16 protein-coding genes and 1 tRNA gene are annotated in these 17,338 nt (G+C 66.8%); 9 read left to right on the forward strand and 8 right to left on the reverse strand.

What is annotated here, in order from left to right; genetic code table 11:
- Positions 1–23: 23 nt before the first annotated feature.
- Positions 24–2,771, forward strand: a complete 2,748-nt coding sequence (locus AC5P68_RS04870; RefSeq protein WP_288418331.1) for a UvrD-helicase domain-containing protein — start codon at positions 24–26, stop codon at positions 2,769–2,771.
- A 95-nt stretch (positions 2,772–2,866) separates the two neighbouring features.
- Here the strand turns inward: AC5P68_RS04870 and AC5P68_RS04875 are convergent.
- Positions 2,867–2,956, reverse strand: a tRNA-Ser gene (locus AC5P68_RS04875).
- Positions 2,957–3,079: 123 nt separating this feature from the next.
- Between AC5P68_RS04875 and AC5P68_RS04880 the strand changes: the two genes are divergently transcribed.
- Positions 3,080–4,150 carry a DUF4241 domain-containing protein gene (locus tag AC5P68_RS04880; RefSeq protein ID WP_231522414.1) on the forward strand — a complete coding sequence of 357 codons (1,071 nt, stop codon included), beginning with the start codon at positions 3,080–3,082 and terminating at the stop codon, positions 4,148–4,150.
- Between the two features lie 81 nt (positions 4,151–4,231).
- Here AC5P68_RS04880 and AC5P68_RS04885 read toward each other — a convergent pair whose 3' ends face one another.
- Positions 4,232–5,224 (reverse strand): LysR family transcriptional regulator, encoded by a 993-nt coding sequence (locus tag AC5P68_RS04885; protein ID WP_005410175.1) that lies wholly within the window; start codon positions 5,222–5,224, stop codon positions 4,232–4,234.
- A gap of 127 nt (positions 5,225–5,351) precedes the next feature.
- Between AC5P68_RS04885 and AC5P68_RS04890 the strand changes: the two genes are divergently transcribed.
- Together AC5P68_RS04890 and AC5P68_RS04895 are read left to right on the forward strand one after the other, a co-directional pair.
- Positions 5,352–5,939 (forward strand): FMN-dependent NADH-azoreductase, encoded by a 588-nt coding sequence (locus AC5P68_RS04890; RefSeq protein WP_495216832.1) that lies wholly within the window; start codon positions 5,352–5,354, stop codon positions 5,937–5,939.
- 187 nt (positions 5,940–6,126) lie between these two features.
- Positions 6,127–6,477, forward strand: coding sequence for a ligand-binding protein SH3 (locus tag AC5P68_RS04895; RefSeq protein WP_231522415.1), 351 nt, complete (start codon positions 6,127–6,129; stop codon positions 6,475–6,477).
- Positions 6,478–6,583: 106 nt separating this feature from the next.
- Here the strand turns inward: AC5P68_RS04895 and serS are convergent, their stop codons facing one another.
- On the reverse strand, positions 6,584–7,864 hold the full coding sequence (gene serS, locus AC5P68_RS04900; protein WP_049452198.1) for a serine--tRNA ligase: 1,281 nt from the start codon (positions 7,862–7,864) through the stop codon (positions 6,584–6,586).
- A gap of 113 nt (positions 7,865–7,977) precedes the next feature.
- Between serS and AC5P68_RS04905 the strand changes: the two genes are divergently transcribed.
- The gene (locus AC5P68_RS04905) at positions 7,978–8,616 is read left to right on the forward strand and encodes an energy transducer TonB (RefSeq protein ID WP_005410179.1); all 639 of its coding nucleotides are present in this window, start codon (positions 7,978–7,980) and stop codon (positions 8,614–8,616) included.
- A gap of 119 nt (positions 8,617–8,735) precedes the next feature.
- The gene (locus tag AC5P68_RS04910; RefSeq protein ID WP_111108327.1) at positions 8,736–9,308 is read left to right on the forward strand and encodes an energy transducer TonB; all 573 of its coding nucleotides are present in this window, start codon (positions 8,736–8,738) and stop codon (positions 9,306–9,308) included.
- A gap of 174 nt (positions 9,309–9,482) precedes the next feature.
- On the opposite strand, the gene aroA is transcribed toward AC5P68_RS04910, so the two are convergent.
- The 4 genes from aroA to AC5P68_RS04930 all read right to left on the reverse strand — a co-directional run bounded on the left by aroA (position 9,483) and on the right by AC5P68_RS04930 (position 14,210).
- Positions 9,483–10,790: a 3-phosphoshikimate 1-carboxyvinyltransferase gene (aroA, locus tag AC5P68_RS04915; protein ID WP_099529901.1), complete on the reverse strand. Its 1,308-nt coding sequence runs from the start codon at positions 10,788–10,790 to the stop codon at positions 9,483–9,485.
- 76 nt (positions 10,791–10,866) lie between these two features.
- Entirely contained in the window at positions 10,867–12,072 is a 1,206-nt protein-coding gene (gene pheA, locus AC5P68_RS04920; RefSeq protein ID WP_231522416.1) for a prephenate dehydratase, read from the reverse strand.
- A gap of 51 nt (positions 12,073–12,123) precedes the next feature.
- Positions 12,124–13,209 carry a 3-phosphoserine/phosphohydroxythreonine transaminase gene (serC, locus tag AC5P68_RS04925; RefSeq protein WP_231522417.1) on the reverse strand — a complete coding sequence of 362 codons (1,086 nt, stop codon included), beginning with the start codon at positions 13,207–13,209 and terminating at the stop codon, positions 12,124–12,126.
- A gap of 194 nt (positions 13,210–13,403) precedes the next feature.
- On the reverse strand, positions 13,404–14,210 hold the full coding sequence (locus tag AC5P68_RS04930; protein ID WP_049403088.1) for an FHA domain-containing protein: 807 nt from the start codon (positions 14,208–14,210) through the stop codon (positions 13,404–13,406).
- Between the two features lie 125 nt (positions 14,211–14,335).
- On the opposite strand from AC5P68_RS04930, the gene AC5P68_RS04935 reads away from it, so the two are divergent.
- From AC5P68_RS04935 to AC5P68_RS04945, 3 genes are all read left to right on the forward strand, one after another.
- Entirely contained in the window at positions 14,336–14,611 is a 276-nt protein-coding gene (locus AC5P68_RS04935) for a polyhydroxyalkanoic acid system family protein (protein WP_005410185.1), read from the forward strand.
- Between the two features lie 80 nt (positions 14,612–14,691).
- A complete protein-coding gene (locus AC5P68_RS04940) occupies positions 14,692–15,183 on the forward strand; it encodes a phasin family protein (RefSeq protein WP_024956383.1) in 492 nt (163 codons plus the stop codon).
- 237 nt (positions 15,184–15,420) lie between these two features.
- Positions 15,421–16,431 (forward strand): restriction endonuclease, encoded by a 1,011-nt coding sequence (locus AC5P68_RS04945; protein WP_049431530.1) that lies wholly within the window; start codon positions 15,421–15,423, stop codon positions 16,429–16,431.
- A gap of 165 nt (positions 16,432–16,596) precedes the next feature.
- On the opposite strand, the gene hutC is transcribed toward AC5P68_RS04945, so the two are convergent.
- Complete coding sequence (gene hutC, locus AC5P68_RS04950; protein ID WP_005410189.1) at positions 16,597–17,325, reverse strand: histidine utilization transcriptional repressor HutC; 729 nt, start codon at positions 17,323–17,325, stop codon at positions 16,597–16,599.
- Positions 17,326–17,338: the final 13 nt, after the last annotated feature.

The following is a 17,338-nucleotide window of genomic DNA, read 5'->3' on the forward strand; positions in this document are numbered from 1 at the left end:
TGCAGGGCAGTATCTGGATGTCTTTGGAATGGCGCCCTTCGGGCTGGGGCCGACGCGTGACCCGTTCGCCCCATTGGTCGCTGCGGCTTGATGGCGAGTACGTTGAACTCAGTGTCTCCGGCCAGCAGTACCGGCTGCGCGTGGATGATGATCAGCAGGTGCAGGTCCATCGAGGGGTCTTCTGGTCGCGGGTCGAACTGCAGACCGGCGATGCTGCCGGGCTGTGCGTGGACGGGCTCCCCAACGGACCAGCGTCCCGGCTTGCGGGGGCCCTGCAGCACCTGCTCTTTGCGCGAACCACGCGTGGACGCAAGGCCCTGTTCGACACGATTCTGGAGCAGATCCAGTCCTGGTTGAGCGACGCGGATGCCCTCATCGATCGTGGCAGTGCCGGACGCCGCTGGATCACCCATGAGCAGCAGCAGGCGCTGCTGGCGAAGCGCTCAGACCTGCCCCTGCAGCCGCCTGAGCTGGAGCAGCTGTTCCGCGATGAAGACGTGCATGAAGATCTGCATGCGGACAGCCATCGCGCAGCGCTGGACGCCCTGCGCGACTGGAACCTGGATTGGCCCGCTGCCTGGGCCGAAGCCAATGAGGCCATTACCCTGCGCGAGCTGGTGTTGGCCAGGGGCTTCCTGGGCCGGGTCGAGAGCAAACCGCTGACCGAGGAACAGGCCCGCGCCGTCATCTGCTTCGACAATCGGGTGCAGGTCGTGGCCGCGGCCGGCTCCGGCAAGACCTCCACGATGGTCGCCAAGGCCGCTTATGCCATTGACCGCGGCTTTGTCGAACCCGAACGCATCGTGATGCTCGCCTTCAACAAGGATGCCGCCAAGGAACTGGAGGAGCGTGCGCAGCGAACCTTCGATCGACTCGGCATGGGCAACACCGTGGTTGAGGCCCGGACCTTCCACGCACTGGGCTTGGCCATCATCGCCAAGGCCACCGGCCGCAAGCCCGACATCCCCGAATGGGCCATTGACGCCACGCTGGGCTTCAACAAGCTGGCCGAACTGGTGGACGACCTGAAGGATCGCTCGACCCACTTCCGCACCCAGTGGGACATGTTCCGCCTGGTGTTCGGGCGCGACCTGCCGGCATTCGGCGCGGAAATGGAGGCCGATGGCTACGACCGCGATGGCACGCCCTACATCCGCACCCTGCAGGGTGAGCGGGTGAAGAGCCTGGAAGAATGCGTGATCGCCGACTGGCTGTTCTACAACGGCGTGACGTACGACTACGAGCGACGCTACGAATTCGATACGGCAACCGACACCCATCGCCAGTATCGCCCCGACTTCTATTACCCGGACGCCGGCCTGTATCACGAGCACTTTGCGCTGGATACCGATGGCCAACCGCCGCCGCACTTCGCCCATTACGCCGATGGCATGCACTGGAAGCGCCAGCAGCATGCGGCACGCGGCACCGCCCTTGTCGAAACCACTTCGTTTGGTCTGCGCAGTGGACATGCCCTGCAGGATCTTGCGGAGAGGCTTGGCGAGTCCGGTGTCGAACTCGACCCCAACCCCGACCGCGAGCTGCCCGAGCAGGGCGCAAAGCCCATGCCGGACGCGGATCTGATCGGGCTGATGCGCACCTTCATTGCCCATGCCAAGAGCAACTGCCTGACGCTGGACGATATGGCGGAGCGCCTGCGACAGATGCCCGAAGACCAGTTCAAGGAACGGCATCGGCGCTTCCTGGAAATCGCCAGCCCTGTTTTCCAGGCCTGGGACAACGCACTGGCTGACGAGCACGGCATCGATTTCGAAGACATGCTCAACATGGCGGCCGGATTGCTCGAACAGGGCCGCTATGAATCGCCCTACGAACTGGTGATGGCCGACGAATTCCAGGATGCCTCGCGCGCCCGCGCCCGGCTCTGCCGAGCATTGGTAAGTAAACCAGGACGCTACCTGTTTGCAGTAGGCGATGACTGGCAGTCGATCAATCGCTTCGCCGGCGCCGACGTTTCGGTGATGACCGGATTCCGCGAATGGATGGGGCATGGCCAGGTGCTGAAACTGGAGCAGACATTCCGCTGCCCGCAGGCGCTCTGCGATGCGTCCAGCCGCTTCATCAGCCGGAATCCAGCGCAGATTGCCAAGGCGGTTCGTTCTGCCTCACCGGCAATGGGGCCAGTGCTGCAAGCGTTCCAGATGAATCGTCGCGAGGAGCTGCAGGATGGCGTTCGCCAGTACCTCGCCAGGCTGCATCAGCAGCTGTTGTCAGGCGCGGTGCCGCAGGGCCGCAATGGGCGCGTGACTGTATTCATCCTGGGGCGGTATCGCGCCGATCGCAGCGCGGTACCACCGAATTGGAAGACTGCCTTCGGCAGCACGATGGACGTGGAGTTCCTCACGGTCCATCGGTCGAAGGGACGCGAGGCGGACTATGTGATCCTGCCAGGCATGGTCAACCGCAGCTTCCCGAGCCTGCGCTCGGATGACCCGGTGCTTTCCCTGGCAATGCCGGAGGGTGATACCTACCCGCTGAGCGAAGAGCGGCGGTTGTTCTATGTCGCGCTGACGCGTGCGCGACGCTCGGTGGCCATGTTCACCCTACAGGGGAAGCGTTCGCCGTTCCTGGACGAGCTGGTGAAGGACGGAGCAGTGGAAGTGACCGCGATTTCAGGCGCGGCCATCCACGAAGAGCGCTGCCCGGTGTGCAAGGTCGGCGTATTCGTGGACCGCAATGGGCCGCATGGGGCTTTCCGGTCGTGCTCCAGTTATCCGTTGTGCCATAACAAGCCGAAGGGTGGGCGTTAGGAATGGGCCCGTGGAGTCTCTTGCAACCCGCTGTGCGGGCGTTCAAGTGGACATTGGCCGAAATGCAAAACGCCCCTTCCGGGGCGTTCGCGTTGTGGCGGAGAGAGTGGGATTCGAACCCACGGAAGGTTTGACCCTTCGCCGGTTTTCAAGACCGGTGCCTTAAACCGCTCGGCCATCTCTCCAATCGGGTCCCGGTCGCCCGGGCAGCGGCGTATTCTCGCACGTGAAGGGCATTTGCCCAAGACCACCTTGCCCCCGCCCCTCGCATCCGGCACGGTGGGGGCTGGACTGCATCTGGAGCCCCCATGGCCCACCTCGATCTGGCCAACCTGCGCACCACCCTGCTGGACGATACCCAGCTCGCCGCAGTGGCCCTGCATCGCACCTTCGCCGGACACCTGCCGGTCAACAGCGGGCATTTGGTGGTCTGCGATCCGCTGGTGCAGGCCGAGGCGCCGGCGCTGGCCGACTACACCGCGCCGTTGGGCCGGCATCCGGTCGAAATCATCGTGCACAGCGGCCGCCCGGCGTTGGCCGTGGTCTGGTTCAAACCCCGCGAAGCCCTCACTGCGTCTGCCCTGCACTGGCAGATGGCGCGCTGGACCACGCAGGACCTGACCGGCCTGGATGAGCACAGCTTCATCGGCTACCCGGTCGACGCCGGCATCGGCTGCTTTATGGACACCGACACCCAGCAGGCACTGCTGGCCCTGATCGAACGGGCCGATGGCGACGAAGGCAGCGAGTGGTCGGATGCGCTGATCGACCATGATGGCCTGGACGAAGGCGCAGAATACCGCCCCTGGGGCGAGGACTCACCGCATGGCCTGGTCGTGTTCACCAGCGGCTGGGGCGACGGCGTCTATCCGAGCTACTGGGCGCTGGATACGTCCGGCATTCCGGTCGCTCTGGTCACAGATTTCCTGTGCATCCAGGGCGGTGATGGGCGCGACCAGCGCGAGATCGCCGACCAGGCCTATCGCGACAACCTGCCAGCTGCAGAAGCCGAGGCGCTGGCGCGGCTGGTGGCCGCCGTCGAACGAGACGACACGGAGGCATTGCAGGACCTGCTGAAGGATGGGCCGCAGCGCGCCAATCAGATCGAACCGGGCTGCGGCGGCACCGGCGTGTTCGAGGCGATCCGCCTGGACCGTCCGCAGGCATTGCGGGTGCTGCTGCAGGGCGGCGCATTGCCGGCGATGCCGGAGCGCCTGCACATGAGCAAGGTGACCAGTTACCTGGACTACGCGCGCTTCCTGAAGAAGCCACGCAGCGCGGAACTGATGGCGGTGCTGGAAGCACCGGTCATTGCCGAGCCCAGGCCGGTCGCACCGCCGCGGCGCAGCTTCTGGGAACGGCTGTTCGGCCGGAACTGACCGGGGCCGGAAGGCAGCAACGCCGGGCATGGCCCGGCGCTACCGTTTCACAGATTGGCGGTGCAGTCGCGGGTAGGTGCCTCAGCCCGCGTCCACCGCCAACGCGCCCAGCGCACTGGCCTTGATCCGCTCCTTGGCCTTTTCACAGGCGCCACCGCAATCCAGGCGCGAGGCCTCCAGCTGCGGCGGCAGATGTTCGGCCAGGAAGTCGATGAACACGCGCACCGCCGGCAGCAGGCCGCGGCGCGAGGCGAACACGGCATGGCACACGCCCTGCGGCAGCGACCAGTCCGGCAGCACCACTTCCAGCTCGCCGTTGCGCACGGCATCGGCGCACACGGTTTCCGGCAGCATGGTGATGCCGAAACCGTCCTTCACCATGCTCTGCAGCAACGGGAAGTCGAAGCCGGCCACGCGCGGCTGCAGGTCGACCCGGCGCACTTCGCCTTCCGGCCCGTGCAGCTCCCAGCGTTGGCGGGCTTCGTCTTCGCTGATGCTGAGGGTGACGTGCTGGGTCAATTCTTCCGGATCCTTCGGCCGGCCGGCGCGGTCCAGGTACTTCGGGCTGGCCACCAGCAATTCCTGCACCTGGCCGAAGCTGCGCATCACCAGGCTGCCGTCATCGTCCAGGCGCGAACGCACGCGCAGGGCCACGTCGTAGCCTTCGTTGATGATGTCCACGCGGCGGTTGCTGATGTTCAGCTGCAGGCGCACCTTCGGGTACTGCTCAAGGAACTTGGGCAGCAGCTTGGGCAGCTGCATCTGCGCCAGCGACACCGGCACGCTGGCGCGCACCACGCCGCGCGGCTCCGCGCTGAGCCGGTCCACCACTTCGCGCGCGGCCTGGGCCTCGGCCAGCATCGTCTGCGCATGGCGGTGCACGCTGGTGCCGACATCGGTGACCGCGAAACGGCGCGTGGAGCGCTGCAGCAGGCGCACGCCCAGGTCGGTTTCCAGCTGGCTGATGCGGCGGCTCAGTCGCGACTTGGGGATACCCAAGGCGCGCTCGGCAGCGGCGAAGCCGCCGTGGTCGACCACCATCGCGAAGTAGTACAGATCATTCAGGTCATGCATGCCCGAGTTCCATATCTAGAACAATACGTGGCATTCAATCACCTTTATTCCGCCTTTGCAACAACCTATCGTTCTCTCCGTCGGCGGGGCCACCCCGCCCCTTCCCTCCAGAACATAGGTGACTGCCATGAAGCTTCTGCATCTCGACGCCAGCGTGCTTGGCGACAATTCCGTCTCGCGCCAGCTGTCGGCGGCCGTGGTCGCCCGCTTCACGGGCCAGATCGATGGCCTGCAGGTCGATTATCGCGATCTTGACGCCAATCCGGTACCGCATCTGCGCAGCAGCTCGCTGGCCAAGACCGGTGCCGCCGAGGCGACCGATGCTGAACAGGTGATGCAGCAGTTCCTGGAGGCCGACATCGTGGTGATCGGCGCGCCGATGTACAACTTCAGCATTCCTTCCACGCTGAAGGCCTGGATCGACCGCGTGGCCGTGGCCGGCCGCACCTTCAAGTACACCGAGAACGGCCCGGTGGGACTGGCCGGTGGCAAGCGGGTGATCATCGCCAGCAGCCGCGGCGGCATCTACACCGACTCGCCGGCCGACTTCCAGGAGCCGTTCCTGCGCCAGGTGTTCGCCTTCATGGGCATCAACGAGGTCGAGTTCGTGCGCGCCGAGGGCATCGCCTACTCGCCGCAGCACCGTGAAGACGCCATTGCCGGTGCACTGGCAGCCCTGCCGTCGCACGAAGTGGTCGAAGCCGTCGCTGCATAAGCGTTCCAGCGTTCGGCGCCACTCTCTCCTCGTCGAGGCGCTGAACGCGGGCCGTGGATCCCCTCCCCCATCCCGGCCCACCCTGGCGGCCCCGCTTTGCGGGGCCGTTTTTTTTGCGTCAGTAGATCCACGCCATGCGTGGATTCGGTGCCATGCGCGGCGCTCACCAGCACGTTAGGCTGGGGTCATGAACTACATCGTGACCACTGCGCACCGCAGCGGATTTCCGCAACCGATCACCCTGCGCCGCGGCCAGGCGCTGGTAGTGGGCGAACGCTATGAAGGCCCGGAGGGCTGGGATGACTGGTTCCTGTGCGAGGCCGAGGGGCAGCACCCCGGTTTCGTGCCGGCGCCGGTGATCGGTCGCGACGCGCAGGGTGGCGCGTTTGCCACGGAGGACTACTGCGCGCGGGAACTGGATGTGGATCCCGGACAGCTGCTGCGTGGGCAGCGCACGCTCAATGGCTGGGCGTGGTGCGTGCCGGAGGCCGGCGACCCGGGATGGGTGCCGTTGGAGAAGGTGCGGGTTGTGGAGTGATCGTGGGGTTCATCCACGCATGGCGTGGATACGGTGCCATGCAAGCATGGCACCCACCCGAGCCGCAGCAGTGCCATGCAAGCATGGCACTCACCCAAGCCGGCGGTCAGGCGATGGTTTCCAGGCCGCCCATGTACGGGCGCAGGGCTTCCGGCACGGTGATGCTGCCGTCGGCGTTCTGGTAGTTCTCCATCACCGCGATCATCGCGCGGCCGACGGCCACGCCCGAGCCGTTCAGGGTATGCACCAGTTCCGGCTTGCCGGTGGCCGGGTTGCGCCAGCGCGCCTGCATGCGGCGGGCCTGGAAGTCACCACAGTTCGAGCACGAGGAGATCTCGCGGTAGGTCTCCTGCGACGGCAGCCAGACTTCCAGGTCGTAGGTCTTCACCGCCGAGAAGCCCATGTCGCCGGTGCACAGCAGCACCTTGCGGTACGGCAGGCCCAGCTTTTCCAGCACCACTTCGGCGCAGCGGGTCATGCGCTGGTGTTCGGCATCGCTGTCTTCCGGGCGGCTGATCGAGACCAGCTCGACCTTCTCGAACTGGTGCTGGCGGATCATGCCGCGCACGTCGCGACCACCGCTGCCGGCCTCGGCACGGAAGCACATCGAGTGGGCGGTCATGCGCAACGGCAGACGTTCGGCATCGACGATCTCGTCGCGCACGATGTTGGTCAGCGGCACTTCCGAGGTCGGGATCAGGTAGCGCGTGGAATCGCCCACGGCCGTCTTGAACAGGTCGTCCTCGAACTTCGGCAGCTGGCTGGTGCCGCGCAGCGAATCGGCGTTGACCAGCAGCGGCACGTTGGTTTCCTCATAGCCGTGCTCGCCGGTGTGCAGGTCGACCATGAACTGGGCCAGCGCACGGTGCAGGCGCGCGATCGGGCCGCGCAGCACGGTGAAGCGCGAGCCGGACAGCTTGGCCGCGGTCTCGCCGTCCAGCCAGCCGTTGCGGGCGCCCAGTTCGACGTGGTCGAGCACCTTGAAATCGAACTGGCGCGGGGTTCCCCAGCGCGACTGCTCGACGTTGTCGTTCTCGTCGGCACCGGCCGGCACGTCATCGGCCGGCAGGTTCGGGATGCCCATCGAGATCGCTTCGATCTTCTCGCGCAGCTCATCCAGCGCCACTTCCGAGGCCTTCAGCTCGTCGGCGAAGGCTGCGACCTCGGCCATGATGGCCGAGACGTCCTCGCCCTTGGCCTTGGCCTGGCCGATGGCTTTGGAACGGCTGTTGCGCAGGCTCTGCAGCTCCTGGGTCCGCACCTGGATGCGCTTGCGATCAGCCTCCAGGGACTCCAGGGCAGACACGTCGAGCTCGAAGCCGCGGCTGGTGCGCAGGCGTTCGGCGAGGTCGGCGGGCTGGTGGCGGAGCAGGGCTGGATCAAGCATGGCAGGTGTCGTGGTGGGTATCAGGGATGGGATTATCGCTTGTTATACGGATTTCTGCCGCCCGGTTCATTCCCGCCGTGGCAGAATCAAGCCATTCCGTACTGGTCCGGTCCATGTCTGCACCCCGCTCGTCGTCCGCCAAGTCGTTCACTGTGCATATCCCGCGCAACGCCCTGAAGATCGCCGGCATCGCCTTCGGCGTGGGCGTACTGCTGTTCGTGCTGGTCTGGCTGACCGGCCGCGACAAGGAGTTCTTCCGCGCCGATCCGGCTGCCCAGACCCCGCAGGAAACCGCCCAGATCGAGCCCCTGCCGGAACCGCTGGCCGCTGCCGCCGGTTCCAGCGACATGCCCGATGCCAAGCCGGCACCGGTGGAGGAAGAAGCGCCGAAGCTGGTGGAAACGGCCCCGCCGCCGCCCGCGCCCGTGGCTGAAGCGGCCCCGGCTGCACCGGGCCCTGCGCCGGCGGCCACCGGCAACAGCCAGCCGATGCCGATTGCCGGACAGTCGCCGCCACCGTCCTATCCCGCCGCCGCCCTGCGCGCCGGTGAAACCGGTACGGTGGTGGTACGCGTGGACGTGGACGCCACCGGCTATCCGAACAACGCCACGGTGATCCAGCGCAGCGGTTCACGCGAGCTCGACCGTGCCGCCACCGACGCTGTGCGCCGCTGGCGCTTCACTCCGGCGCAGAGCAACGGCCAGGCCGTACCCGGCAGCATTGAAGTGCCGTTCGACTTCAAGACGCAGTAACTGAACGCTTCCCGGCAGGCAAACTGAACCCTGCCGGTGGCGTTGACGCAACGCTGACACTTCCCGTCCGTGGCTCGGGCAACACTGCCCACGTCGTCCATTGACGGAAGGAGTTTGCGATGACCGCCACCACCCACGAAGACCTTCATTCGCCGCAGCTGCCGCAGGATTCAAGCGCGCAGCACAAGCCCACGTCGCCCTGGATGTGGATCGCGCTGATCATGGCGATGTTTGCCGGCGCCTTGCTCTGGCTGCGTCATTCGAACCAGGAAGACGTGGCACCGGCGCCGGTCGGTGAGCGCATGCTGCCGGCCCCTGAGCAGCCCGCGGTGACAGATGCAGCGGCCCCTGCCGCGCGCCAGGCAACCCCGGCTACTGCTTCGCGGAAGGCCGCGCCGGCAGTGCGCAATCGTGAAGCCCGCCCGCTGGCCAGCAACCGCATGCCCACCTACCCCGCCGCCGCGCTACGTAGTGGCGTGCAGGGCAGCGTGATCGCCAGCCTGAATGTCGATACCCGCGGCAACGTCGCCAGCGCTGCGATCGTCTCGCGCAGCGGCGAGCGGAGTCGCGATCTGGATCGTGCGGTGCTCAATACCGTGCAGAACTGGAAGTTCCAGCCGGCGGTGCATGACGGCCGCGCAGTAGCAAGCGTAGTGCGGGTCCCGGTGGACTTCCGTACCGAGCAGCGTTGATCGCGGACGAGGGGTTCGTGATGTTTAGACGGAGGCTTCGGCCTCCGTCCTTTTATGCGGGAAAGCGTGCCAACCAAGGTTGGCACCTACCAGGAGATGTGAGCATGCCAACCAAGGTTGGCACCTACCGGGCAATGCGATCGGCCGGGCATGACCCGGCGGATGCAGTAACGATCAGGCCAGGTTGAATCCGGCGCTGCGGGCCAGGCCGTCGAAGTCCGGGAAGGACGTGGCGACGTTGGCGATGTCGTTGATGCGCACCTCGCCGTCACTGATCTGGCCGGCAATGGCGAACGCCATGGCGATGCGGTGGTCGCCGTGGCTTTCGATGGTGCCGCTGCCCAGGCGCACGCCACCATGCAGGGTGGCACCGTCTTCAGTTTCGTCCACCTGCATGCCCAGCGCGCGCAGGCCAGTGGCCATCGCTGCGAGACGATCGGATTCCTTCACCCGCAGCTCGGCGGCGCCGGTCACCACGGTCTGGCCTTCTGCAGCAGCTGCCGCCACGAACAGCGCCGGGAACTCGTCGATCATGTCCGGCACCAGTGCTTCCGGAATGCGTGCACCCTTCAGCGGGGCGTAGCGCACCACCAGGTCCGCCACCGGTTCACCGCCCTGCTCGGCCGGGTTCTCTTCGGTGATATCCGCGCCCATCAGGCGCAGCGCGTGCAGCAGGCCGGTGCGGCGCGGGTTCAGGCCAACCTGCTTCAGGCGCAGCTCGGAGCCCGGGATGATGCTGGCAGCCACCAGATAGAACGCCGCAGACGAGAAGTCGGCCGGCACCACGATATCCGTGGCACGAAGGCGTTGGCCGCCGCGCAGGCGCGCCTTGCCCGGCGAGAATTCGATGTCCACGCCGAACGCGGACAGCATGCGTTCGGTGTAGTCGCGGGTCGGGTGCGGCTCGACAACGCTGGTTTCGCCCTGTGCGTACAGGCCTGCCAGCAACACCGCCGACTTGATCTGCGCGCTGGCCACCGGCGAGGCGAAGTCGATGCCATGCAGCGTCTGGCCGCCATGCACGTGCAGCGGCGGCGTGCCGTCATCCTGGGTGTCGATCTTCGCGCCCATCTGCGACAGCGGGCCGGTGACGCGGCGCATCGGTCGGCCGGACAGCGACTCGTCGCCGATCAGCGTGCAGTCGAACGCCTGGCCCGCCAGCAACCCGGCCAGCAGGCGCATGCCGGTACCGGCGTTGCCGCAGTCCAGCGGCGCATCCGGCGCCTTCAGGCCGTCGATACCGACGCCGTGCACGATGCGCTGCGACGGGCTGGGGGTTTCGATGCGCACGCCCAGCTGGCTGAAGATGCGCGCGGTAGCGCGGGTGTCTTCGCCTTCCAGGAAGCCTTCGATATGCGAGGTGCCATCGGCCAGCGCAGCGAACATCACCGAGCGGTGCGAGACCGACTTGTCGCCGGGAATGGTCAGGCTGCCCTGCAGCGGCTGGCCCTTGCGGGCGATCCAGTGTTGCGCGTTGCTCATCGTTCGATCATTCCGTAAACGCCGGCAGCGCCGGCGATGCATCAGGGAGCGGCGGCCAGGGCCGCCGCAGCAGCACTCAGGGCACGGCCACCGGGTAGGAGCCCAGCACCTTGATCTGTGCCGAGTGCGCTTCCAGTTCGGCCAGTGCGGCCTGCATCGGCGCGTCGTCGATGTGGCCGGCCAGGTCGATGAAGAAGCCGTACTCCCACTTGCCGTGGTGCGACGGCCGCGACTCGATGCGGTTCATGCTGATGCCGTGGCGGGCGAACGGGCTGAGCACGTCGAACAGCGCACCGGGCTTGTCATGGATGAACACCAGCACCGAGGTGCGGTCGTGGCCGGAGGTCGGGAAGATGTTGCGGCCCACCACCAGGAAGCGGGTGGTGTTGTCGGCATCGTTCTGGATCGGCTTGGTGACGACCTTCTTCAGGCCGTACACGTGGCCGGCACTCTCGCCGCCGATGGCAGCCGAGTCGTCGGCGTTGCGCGCACGGCGCGCACCTTCGGCGTTGCTGGATACCGGAATCTTCTCGGCCTTCGGCAGGTTGGCGCGCAGCCACGCCGAGGTCTGCATGAACGACTGCGGGTGTGCGTAGATGCGCTCGATGTCCTCGATGCGGCCGCTGCGCGACATCAGGTACTGCTGCACGCGCAGTTCCACTTCGCCACAGATCTTCAGGTTGGAGGTCAGGAACATGTCCAGGGTGATCTGGATGGTGCCCTGCCCCGAATTCTCCACCGGCACCACACCGAAATCGGCGTTGCCCGCTTCCACTTCCTGGAACACTTCCTCGATGCTGGCCATCGGCAGGCCCAGCGCGGAGCGGCCGAAGTGCTTGAGCACCGCCTGCTGGCTGAAGGTGCCTTCCGGGCCGAGGTAGCCGATCTTCAGCGGCTCCTGCTGCGCCAGGCAGGCCGACATGATCTCGCGGTAGACGTGCACCAGCAGCTCATCGCTGAGCGGGCCTTCGTTGCGATCGACCACCATGCGCAGCACCTGCGCTTCGCGCTCGGGGCGGTAGTAGTCGACGGCAGCGGCCAGCTTGCCCTTGGCCTTGCCGACCTGGTGGGCGAAACGTGCGCGCTCGGCGATCAGGCTCTGGATGTCGCGGTCGATCTGGTCGATCTTCGAACGCACATCGGCCAGCGCCAGCGGCGCCAGGGTGGGCGCCGGGTTCGACGCAGCCTTGGACGTGCTCTTGCCCTTGGCCTTGGTGGAGGCGCTGTCCTTGGCCGGTTCGGCCTTCTTCGGCACCTTCTTGCTGGATTTGCTGCTTGCCATCGGAATTCCCTGTTGCGGGGCACGCACCCGACGGTGCGCGCCATTCATTGCTCAACCGTGACGCTGCTGGAAATCGGCCATGAAGGCGACCAGCGCCTCGGCCCCGGCCAGCGGCATGGCGTTGTACAGCGAAGCCCGGATGCCGCCGACCACCTTGTGGCCCTTCAGCGCCAGCAGGCCAGCGGCCTTGGCTTCGGCGACGAAGCGGGCGTCAAGCTCGGCATCGGGCAGGAAGAACGGAATGTTCATCCGCGAACGAGCCGCATGTGCGACCTCATTGCGGTAGAAGCCGCCGGAGCCGTCGATGGCGCCGTACACCAGCGCGGCCTTGGCGGCGTTGCGCTTGGCGAACTCGGTCACGCCGCCTTCGGCCAGCATCCACTTGAACACCAGACCGGCCAGGTACCAGTTCCAGGTCGGCGGCGTGTTGAGCATCGAATCGCGCGCGACGTGCGAGCGGTAATCGAAGATGTCCGCGCGCGGCTGGCCACCACGCTCGAGCAGGTCGCGGCGGATGATCATCACCGCGATGCCGACCGGGCCCAGGTTCTTCTGCGCGCCGGCGTAGATCACGCCATAGCGGTGCACATCCAGCGGCTCACTGGCGATGGACGAGCTGAAATCGGCGATCAGCGGAACGTTGCCGGTATCGGGCACATCACGGAATTCGACGCCGTGGATGGTCTCGTTGGCGGTGATGTGCACGTAGGCGGCATCGCGCGACAGCTGCCAGTCGGCACGCGCCGGCAGCTCGCGGTAGCCGTGGGCCTCGCTGCTGGCGGCGATGTTGACGTCGACGTAGACCCCGGCCTGCTTGACCGCGGTCTTGCCCCAGTGACCACTGACCACGTAGTCGGCACGCTGGCCGGGGCTGGCGAAGTTGAGCGGGATCAGCGCCTGCTGGGTGGTGGCGCCACCGGACAGGAACAGCACCGCATAGTCGTCGGGGATGTCGAGCAGGCGACGCAGGTCGGCCTCGGCTTCGGCGGCCACGGACATGAATTCCGCGCCGCGATGGCTCATTTCCACGATCGAAGCGCCGGACCCGTGCCAGTCCAGCATTTCCGCCTGCGCCTGGCGCAGGACCGATTCCGGCAAGGTCGCAGGGCCGGCACTGAAGTTGAACGCGCGCGTCATGTCACACCTGTGGGGCAAGACCGCTAGTATGCCGCAGTGCACCAGCCTTGCGGCCTTGTGGCGCAAGGGAAATTTGGTTTCATTGGAATCCATTGGCGACGCGACCGGGTAGTGCCGGCCGCTGGCCGGCAACCTCATGGATTCGGGGCGGCGGTTGCCGGCCAGCGGCCGGCACTACCGTCACCGCGCGACCGTCAGCGCGCGCCGAACCAGAGCAGCAGGCTGAGCACTGCCGCCAGCAACAAGGCGCTGGCCAGCAGCCACGGCCAGCGCCGGACCCTGCGCGGCGTCACCGGCAGCACCGGCGCCTGTTCCGCGTCGTCGCCGGACTCGTCCTCGGCCGGCAACGGCCGCCGACGTGGATCATGCGGCACTTCCAGCACGAAACGATGCTGGCCATCGAACACCACCTGGTCGCCGGCCTGCAGCCAGCAGTGGCGCACGGCTACGCCGTTGACCCGGGTGCCGTCGGCACTGCCGAGGTCGCGCAGCAGCACACGATCACCGTGCACTTCCACGCGGGCGTGCTGTTCGGCGAAGGCCGGATCGTCGATGGCGATGTCGGCGTCGCTGCCGCGGCCGATCAACCGTGCCCGCGACAGCGTATAGCTGCGGCCATGATGCAGGCCGCCGACACCGCGCAGCAGGCGCTGCTGCTCATCGGTGCCATCGTCGTTCTTCGGCGCGGGTGCCTGCAGCAGGCTCTCGACCTCGCCCTGCAGCACCATCTCCACGCCGTCCACATAGACCGCATCGCCTGCACGCAGCAGCGCCATGCGGCGCACCGGCCGACCATTCACGTGGATGCCACGGATACCGTTGCCGACCTGCAGCCACAGGCCGCGATCGTCCATGCAGAACTGCGCCAGCAGCAGAGCGCCGTGGCCGGCGTCGCCGAGCCGCACGCTGCCGTTGGCCTGGCGCACGATGCGTTGCACCCCGGGCCGCAGCGGCTGGTCGGGCTGTTGTTGTTGACTGAAGTGAACAAGCAGGTTCTGCACGCGGCGCAGCCTAGCAGGTTGGCCGCCAACGAAGAAGAACCTGCGATGAGTGCTTGGCGCGACGGCCCTCGATGCGCACAATGCTCGCCCTCATTGATCATCCCCGCCCTGCGCCAGGAGCCTGCATGTCCACCATCGATGTCCGCCACGCCCACGCCCTGCCCGACGCACAGGCACGCGCCGCGATCGAACAGGTCGCCGCCAAGCTGTCTGAGCGCTTCGGCCTGAAGTCGTCCTGGGCCGCCGACGTGCTGAACTTCTCTGGCAGCGGCGTGGACGGTGCGATCGAACTGCAGCCGGGCGCCGTGCGCGTGACCGCCAAGCTGGGCTTCCTGCTGTCGGCGATGAAGGGCATGGTCGAGGGCGAGATCCAGCGCGTGCTGAAGGAAAAGCTGGGCTGAACCCCGGCGGCGGCCGTCACGGCCGTGCAACGCCAGTGCGCGCTACTCTCGGGGCAGGCCCAACTCCCACGGGAAGTGCGATGAACCAGTACGAAAACGATGACCGCCGCAACGACGACGCCTCGTTCGGTGACCAGGCCGAGCGCTTCTCGCGCAAGCTGAGTGACTCGGCGCAGCAGGTCTGGCTGGCCGGCCTGGGCGCTCTTGGCCGTGCACAGGCCGAAGGCAGCCGCTTCTTCGACGGCCTGGTGAAGGAAGGCGAAGCCTGGGAGGCCCGCCGCCGTGAACGCCACGGCGAACAGGGTCCGGGCTGGCGCGACAACGTGGAATCCTCGCTGGATGAGGCCCGCGAGAAGGCCTCTGGCACCTGGAACAAGGTCGAAAAGGCCTTCGATGACCAGGTGCAGGGCGTCCTCAAGCGCCTGCATGTCCCCACTGCGGACGAGGTGACCGCGCTGGAAGCCCGCATCGACGCCCTGCACGCGCGGCTGGCCAAGCTGGAAAACCGTGCGGCCTCGGGCGCCGATGCTCCCGCCCCGGGCAGCCATCAGTCGCCAGGCAGCGTGCCCTGACCGGCCATTGTTGCAATGCAATAAAATTTGATTGACAATCGCGAGCAACCCGCCAATCGCTTCGGCTGCCGTTTGTTCCCTCCCCTCACGGCTTCAGGATTGGCGGGTTTTTCGTGCCCGCCGTATGCCGATCTGAGCGTTCCATCACGCTTCCTGTCAGGAACGTCCTGACCCAGCCGGATAGTGCGACCTTTACACTGTCGTCTTCCGCATTCGCCCCTTCCGCGCACCTCCTGCATGCTCCCTTGGATCCTGGCCCTGCTGTCGGCCCTGCTTACCTGTTCCCTGGCTGTTGTCTATCTGTGGTGGATCAAGCGGCGGCAGAAGGAGATGCAACTCGGCCTGCAAGCGCTGGCCGGCATGCACTGGCGCGAGTTCTCGGTACTGGTCAAGCGCATGCTGCGCGAACAGCGCGGCCTGCGTGAACTGAATGATCCGGCGGAGGAATCCCGCGAGCCGAGCAGCGACTTCCTGCTATGCGACGGCCCCAACCAGTGGCTGGTGTCCTGCAAGCATGGCCTTGCCTACCGTATCGGCACCGCCGCAGTGAACGAGCTGGGGGCTGCTGCGCGCCTGGCCGGCGCCAAGGGCGGCGTGCTGCTGACCGAAGGCCGGATGGAACGCGACGGGCGCAGCGCTGCCGAGAAGCAGGCGGTCGAGGTGCTGGACGGTCCACGCCTGTGGCCGCTGCTGCAGCCGTACCTGCCGGCGGAAATCGAAAGCCGTGTGCGTGCCAGCGCCCGCCATGAAGCCCTGCGCCGGATCGCCATTGCCGCGCTCGGCGCGGTCACGCTGGGCCTGCTGGTGGGATTGAGCCTGCAAGGCTTGCATGTGCAGGACACCCCGCCTGTTGCCGAGGTGGCGGACACCCCCGCGCCGGTTGCACCTGCGGTTGAAGCGGCGCCCGAACCGGCGCCGGTCCCCGCCACCACGCCGCCGGCCGCAGCGCCTGCACCGGCCGCGCCCTCAGCCGACGCGCGCAGCAACCCCAACCCGGATGCCGCCACGCTGGAGCGCTTCCAGGCCGATCTTTCCCGCGCCTTGGCCGGCAAGCCCGGTATCGCCAGCGGGGTCTGGCTGACCCGCCAGACGCTGGCGATCAACCGCACGGGCGAGCTGGACGCGGTGTGGCCGCAGGTCTGCGAGGAAGTGCTGCACTACCCCGCCCTGCGCAACGTGCGCATCCAGCTCAATGCCCGCCCGGGCGTGAATGAGCCGGTACGCTGGCGGCAATGCGCCACGTATTGATTGGGACCAACATCCACGCATGGCGTGGATCTACTGAATCCCGATGCACGAATCTTTGGTAGGTCCACGCCATGCGTGGGCGCCTTTGCAGAGTCGAGCCACGCTCGACTCATCGCGCATCGAGCGAACCCCTTGGTAGATCCACGCCATGCGTGGATGGAATCCCTATCGCGCGCCCGGCGCGAAGCGCGCCACCAGGTCCCAGGCATCCCCAAGGAACACCTGGCGCACGCGGGTGATCGGCTGTTCGCCACGCCAGGTCAGGCGTTCGATCACCAGGCAGGCGGTACCGGGCTTCACGTCCAGCAGCTTGGCGGTGGCGGTATCTGCCCCCCAGGCACTGATGCGGTGCTGGGCACGGGTCCACGACACGTTCTGCAGCAGCCAGCTGCCCGGCGCGGTAGTGCTGAAGTCGACCTCCAGTACCTCAGGCACGCCCACCGGGCTGATCAGGCGATGCTCCAGCGCCAGCGGGCGACCATCGGCCAGATGCAGGCAGCGCATCGCCAGCAGGTTTTCCTGTCCGGCCAGCTCGACTTCACCGGCATTGCCGGCATCGGCAAGGCGCAGGTCGCGCTGCAGCAGGCGATAGGTGTACTGGTGGCCGCGCGAGCCAACCTCCATCGCGATATCGGGGATCTCCAGCGCCACCTGCTCCAGGTGCGGGGGTTGCCGCGCCACGAACGAACCGGCACGGCGGCGACGCTCGATCATGCCGCTCTCGGCCAACGCGGTCAGCACTTTGTTCACCGTCATCCGCGAGCAGCCGTACTGCTCCATCAGCTCGTGCTCGTACGGAATCCGGAAGCCCGGCGCCCATTCTCCGCTGAGGATGCGGCTTTCCAGATCGCTGCGGATACGCTGGTTGAGCGTGGCGGACTTGCTGGCCTTCACGTAATGGGGTCTC

This window comes from Stenotrophomonas sp. YJH_SMC_58 (assembly GCF_059369635.1).

What these genes read in the sequence shown, in the direction of transcription:
- AC5P68_RS04910 (WP_111108327.1), top strand. Translation starts at nt 8,736, where the DNA reads ATGACCGCCACCACCCACGAAGACCTTCATTCGCCGCAGCTGCCGCAG.
- pheA (WP_231522416.1), bottom strand. Translation starts at nt 12,072, where the DNA reads ATGGCAAGCAGCAAATCCAGCAAGAAGGTGCCGAAGAAGGCCGAACCG.
- AC5P68_RS04935 (WP_005410185.1), top strand. Translation starts at nt 14,336, where the DNA reads ATGTCCACCATCGATGTCCGCCACGCCCACGCCCTGCCCGACGCACAG.
- serS (WP_049452198.1), bottom strand. Translation starts at nt 7,864, where the DNA reads ATGCTTGATCCAGCCCTGCTCCGCCACCAGCCCGCCGACCTCGCCGAA.
- AC5P68_RS04890 (WP_495216832.1), top strand. Translation starts at nt 5,352, where the DNA reads ATGAAGCTTCTGCATCTCGACGCCAGCGTGCTTGGCGACAATTCCGTC.
- AC5P68_RS04945 (WP_049431530.1), top strand. Translation starts at nt 15,421, where the DNA reads ATGCTCCCTTGGATCCTGGCCCTGCTGTCGGCCCTGCTTACCTGTTCC.
- AC5P68_RS04905 (WP_005410179.1), top strand. Translation starts at nt 7,978, where the DNA reads ATGTCTGCACCCCGCTCGTCGTCCGCCAAGTCGTTCACTGTGCATATC.
- AC5P68_RS04880 (WP_231522414.1), top strand. Translation starts at nt 3,080, where the DNA reads ATGGCCCACCTCGATCTGGCCAACCTGCGCACCACCCTGCTGGACGAT.
- AC5P68_RS04885 (WP_005410175.1), bottom strand. Translation starts at nt 5,224, where the DNA reads ATGCATGACCTGAATGATCTGTACTACTTCGCGATGGTGGTCGACCAC.
- AC5P68_RS04895 (WP_231522415.1), top strand. Translation starts at nt 6,127, where the DNA reads ATGAACTACATCGTGACCACTGCGCACCGCAGCGGATTTCCGCAACCG.
- aroA (WP_099529901.1), bottom strand. Translation starts at nt 10,790, where the DNA reads ATGAGCAACGCGCAACACTGGATCGCCCGCAAGGGCCAGCCGCTGCAG.
- serC (WP_231522417.1), bottom strand. Translation starts at nt 13,209, where the DNA reads ATGACGCGCGCGTTCAACTTCAGTGCCGGCCCTGCGACCTTGCCGGAA.
- AC5P68_RS04940 (WP_024956383.1), top strand. Translation starts at nt 14,692, where the DNA reads ATGAACCAGTACGAAAACGATGACCGCCGCAACGACGACGCCTCGTTC.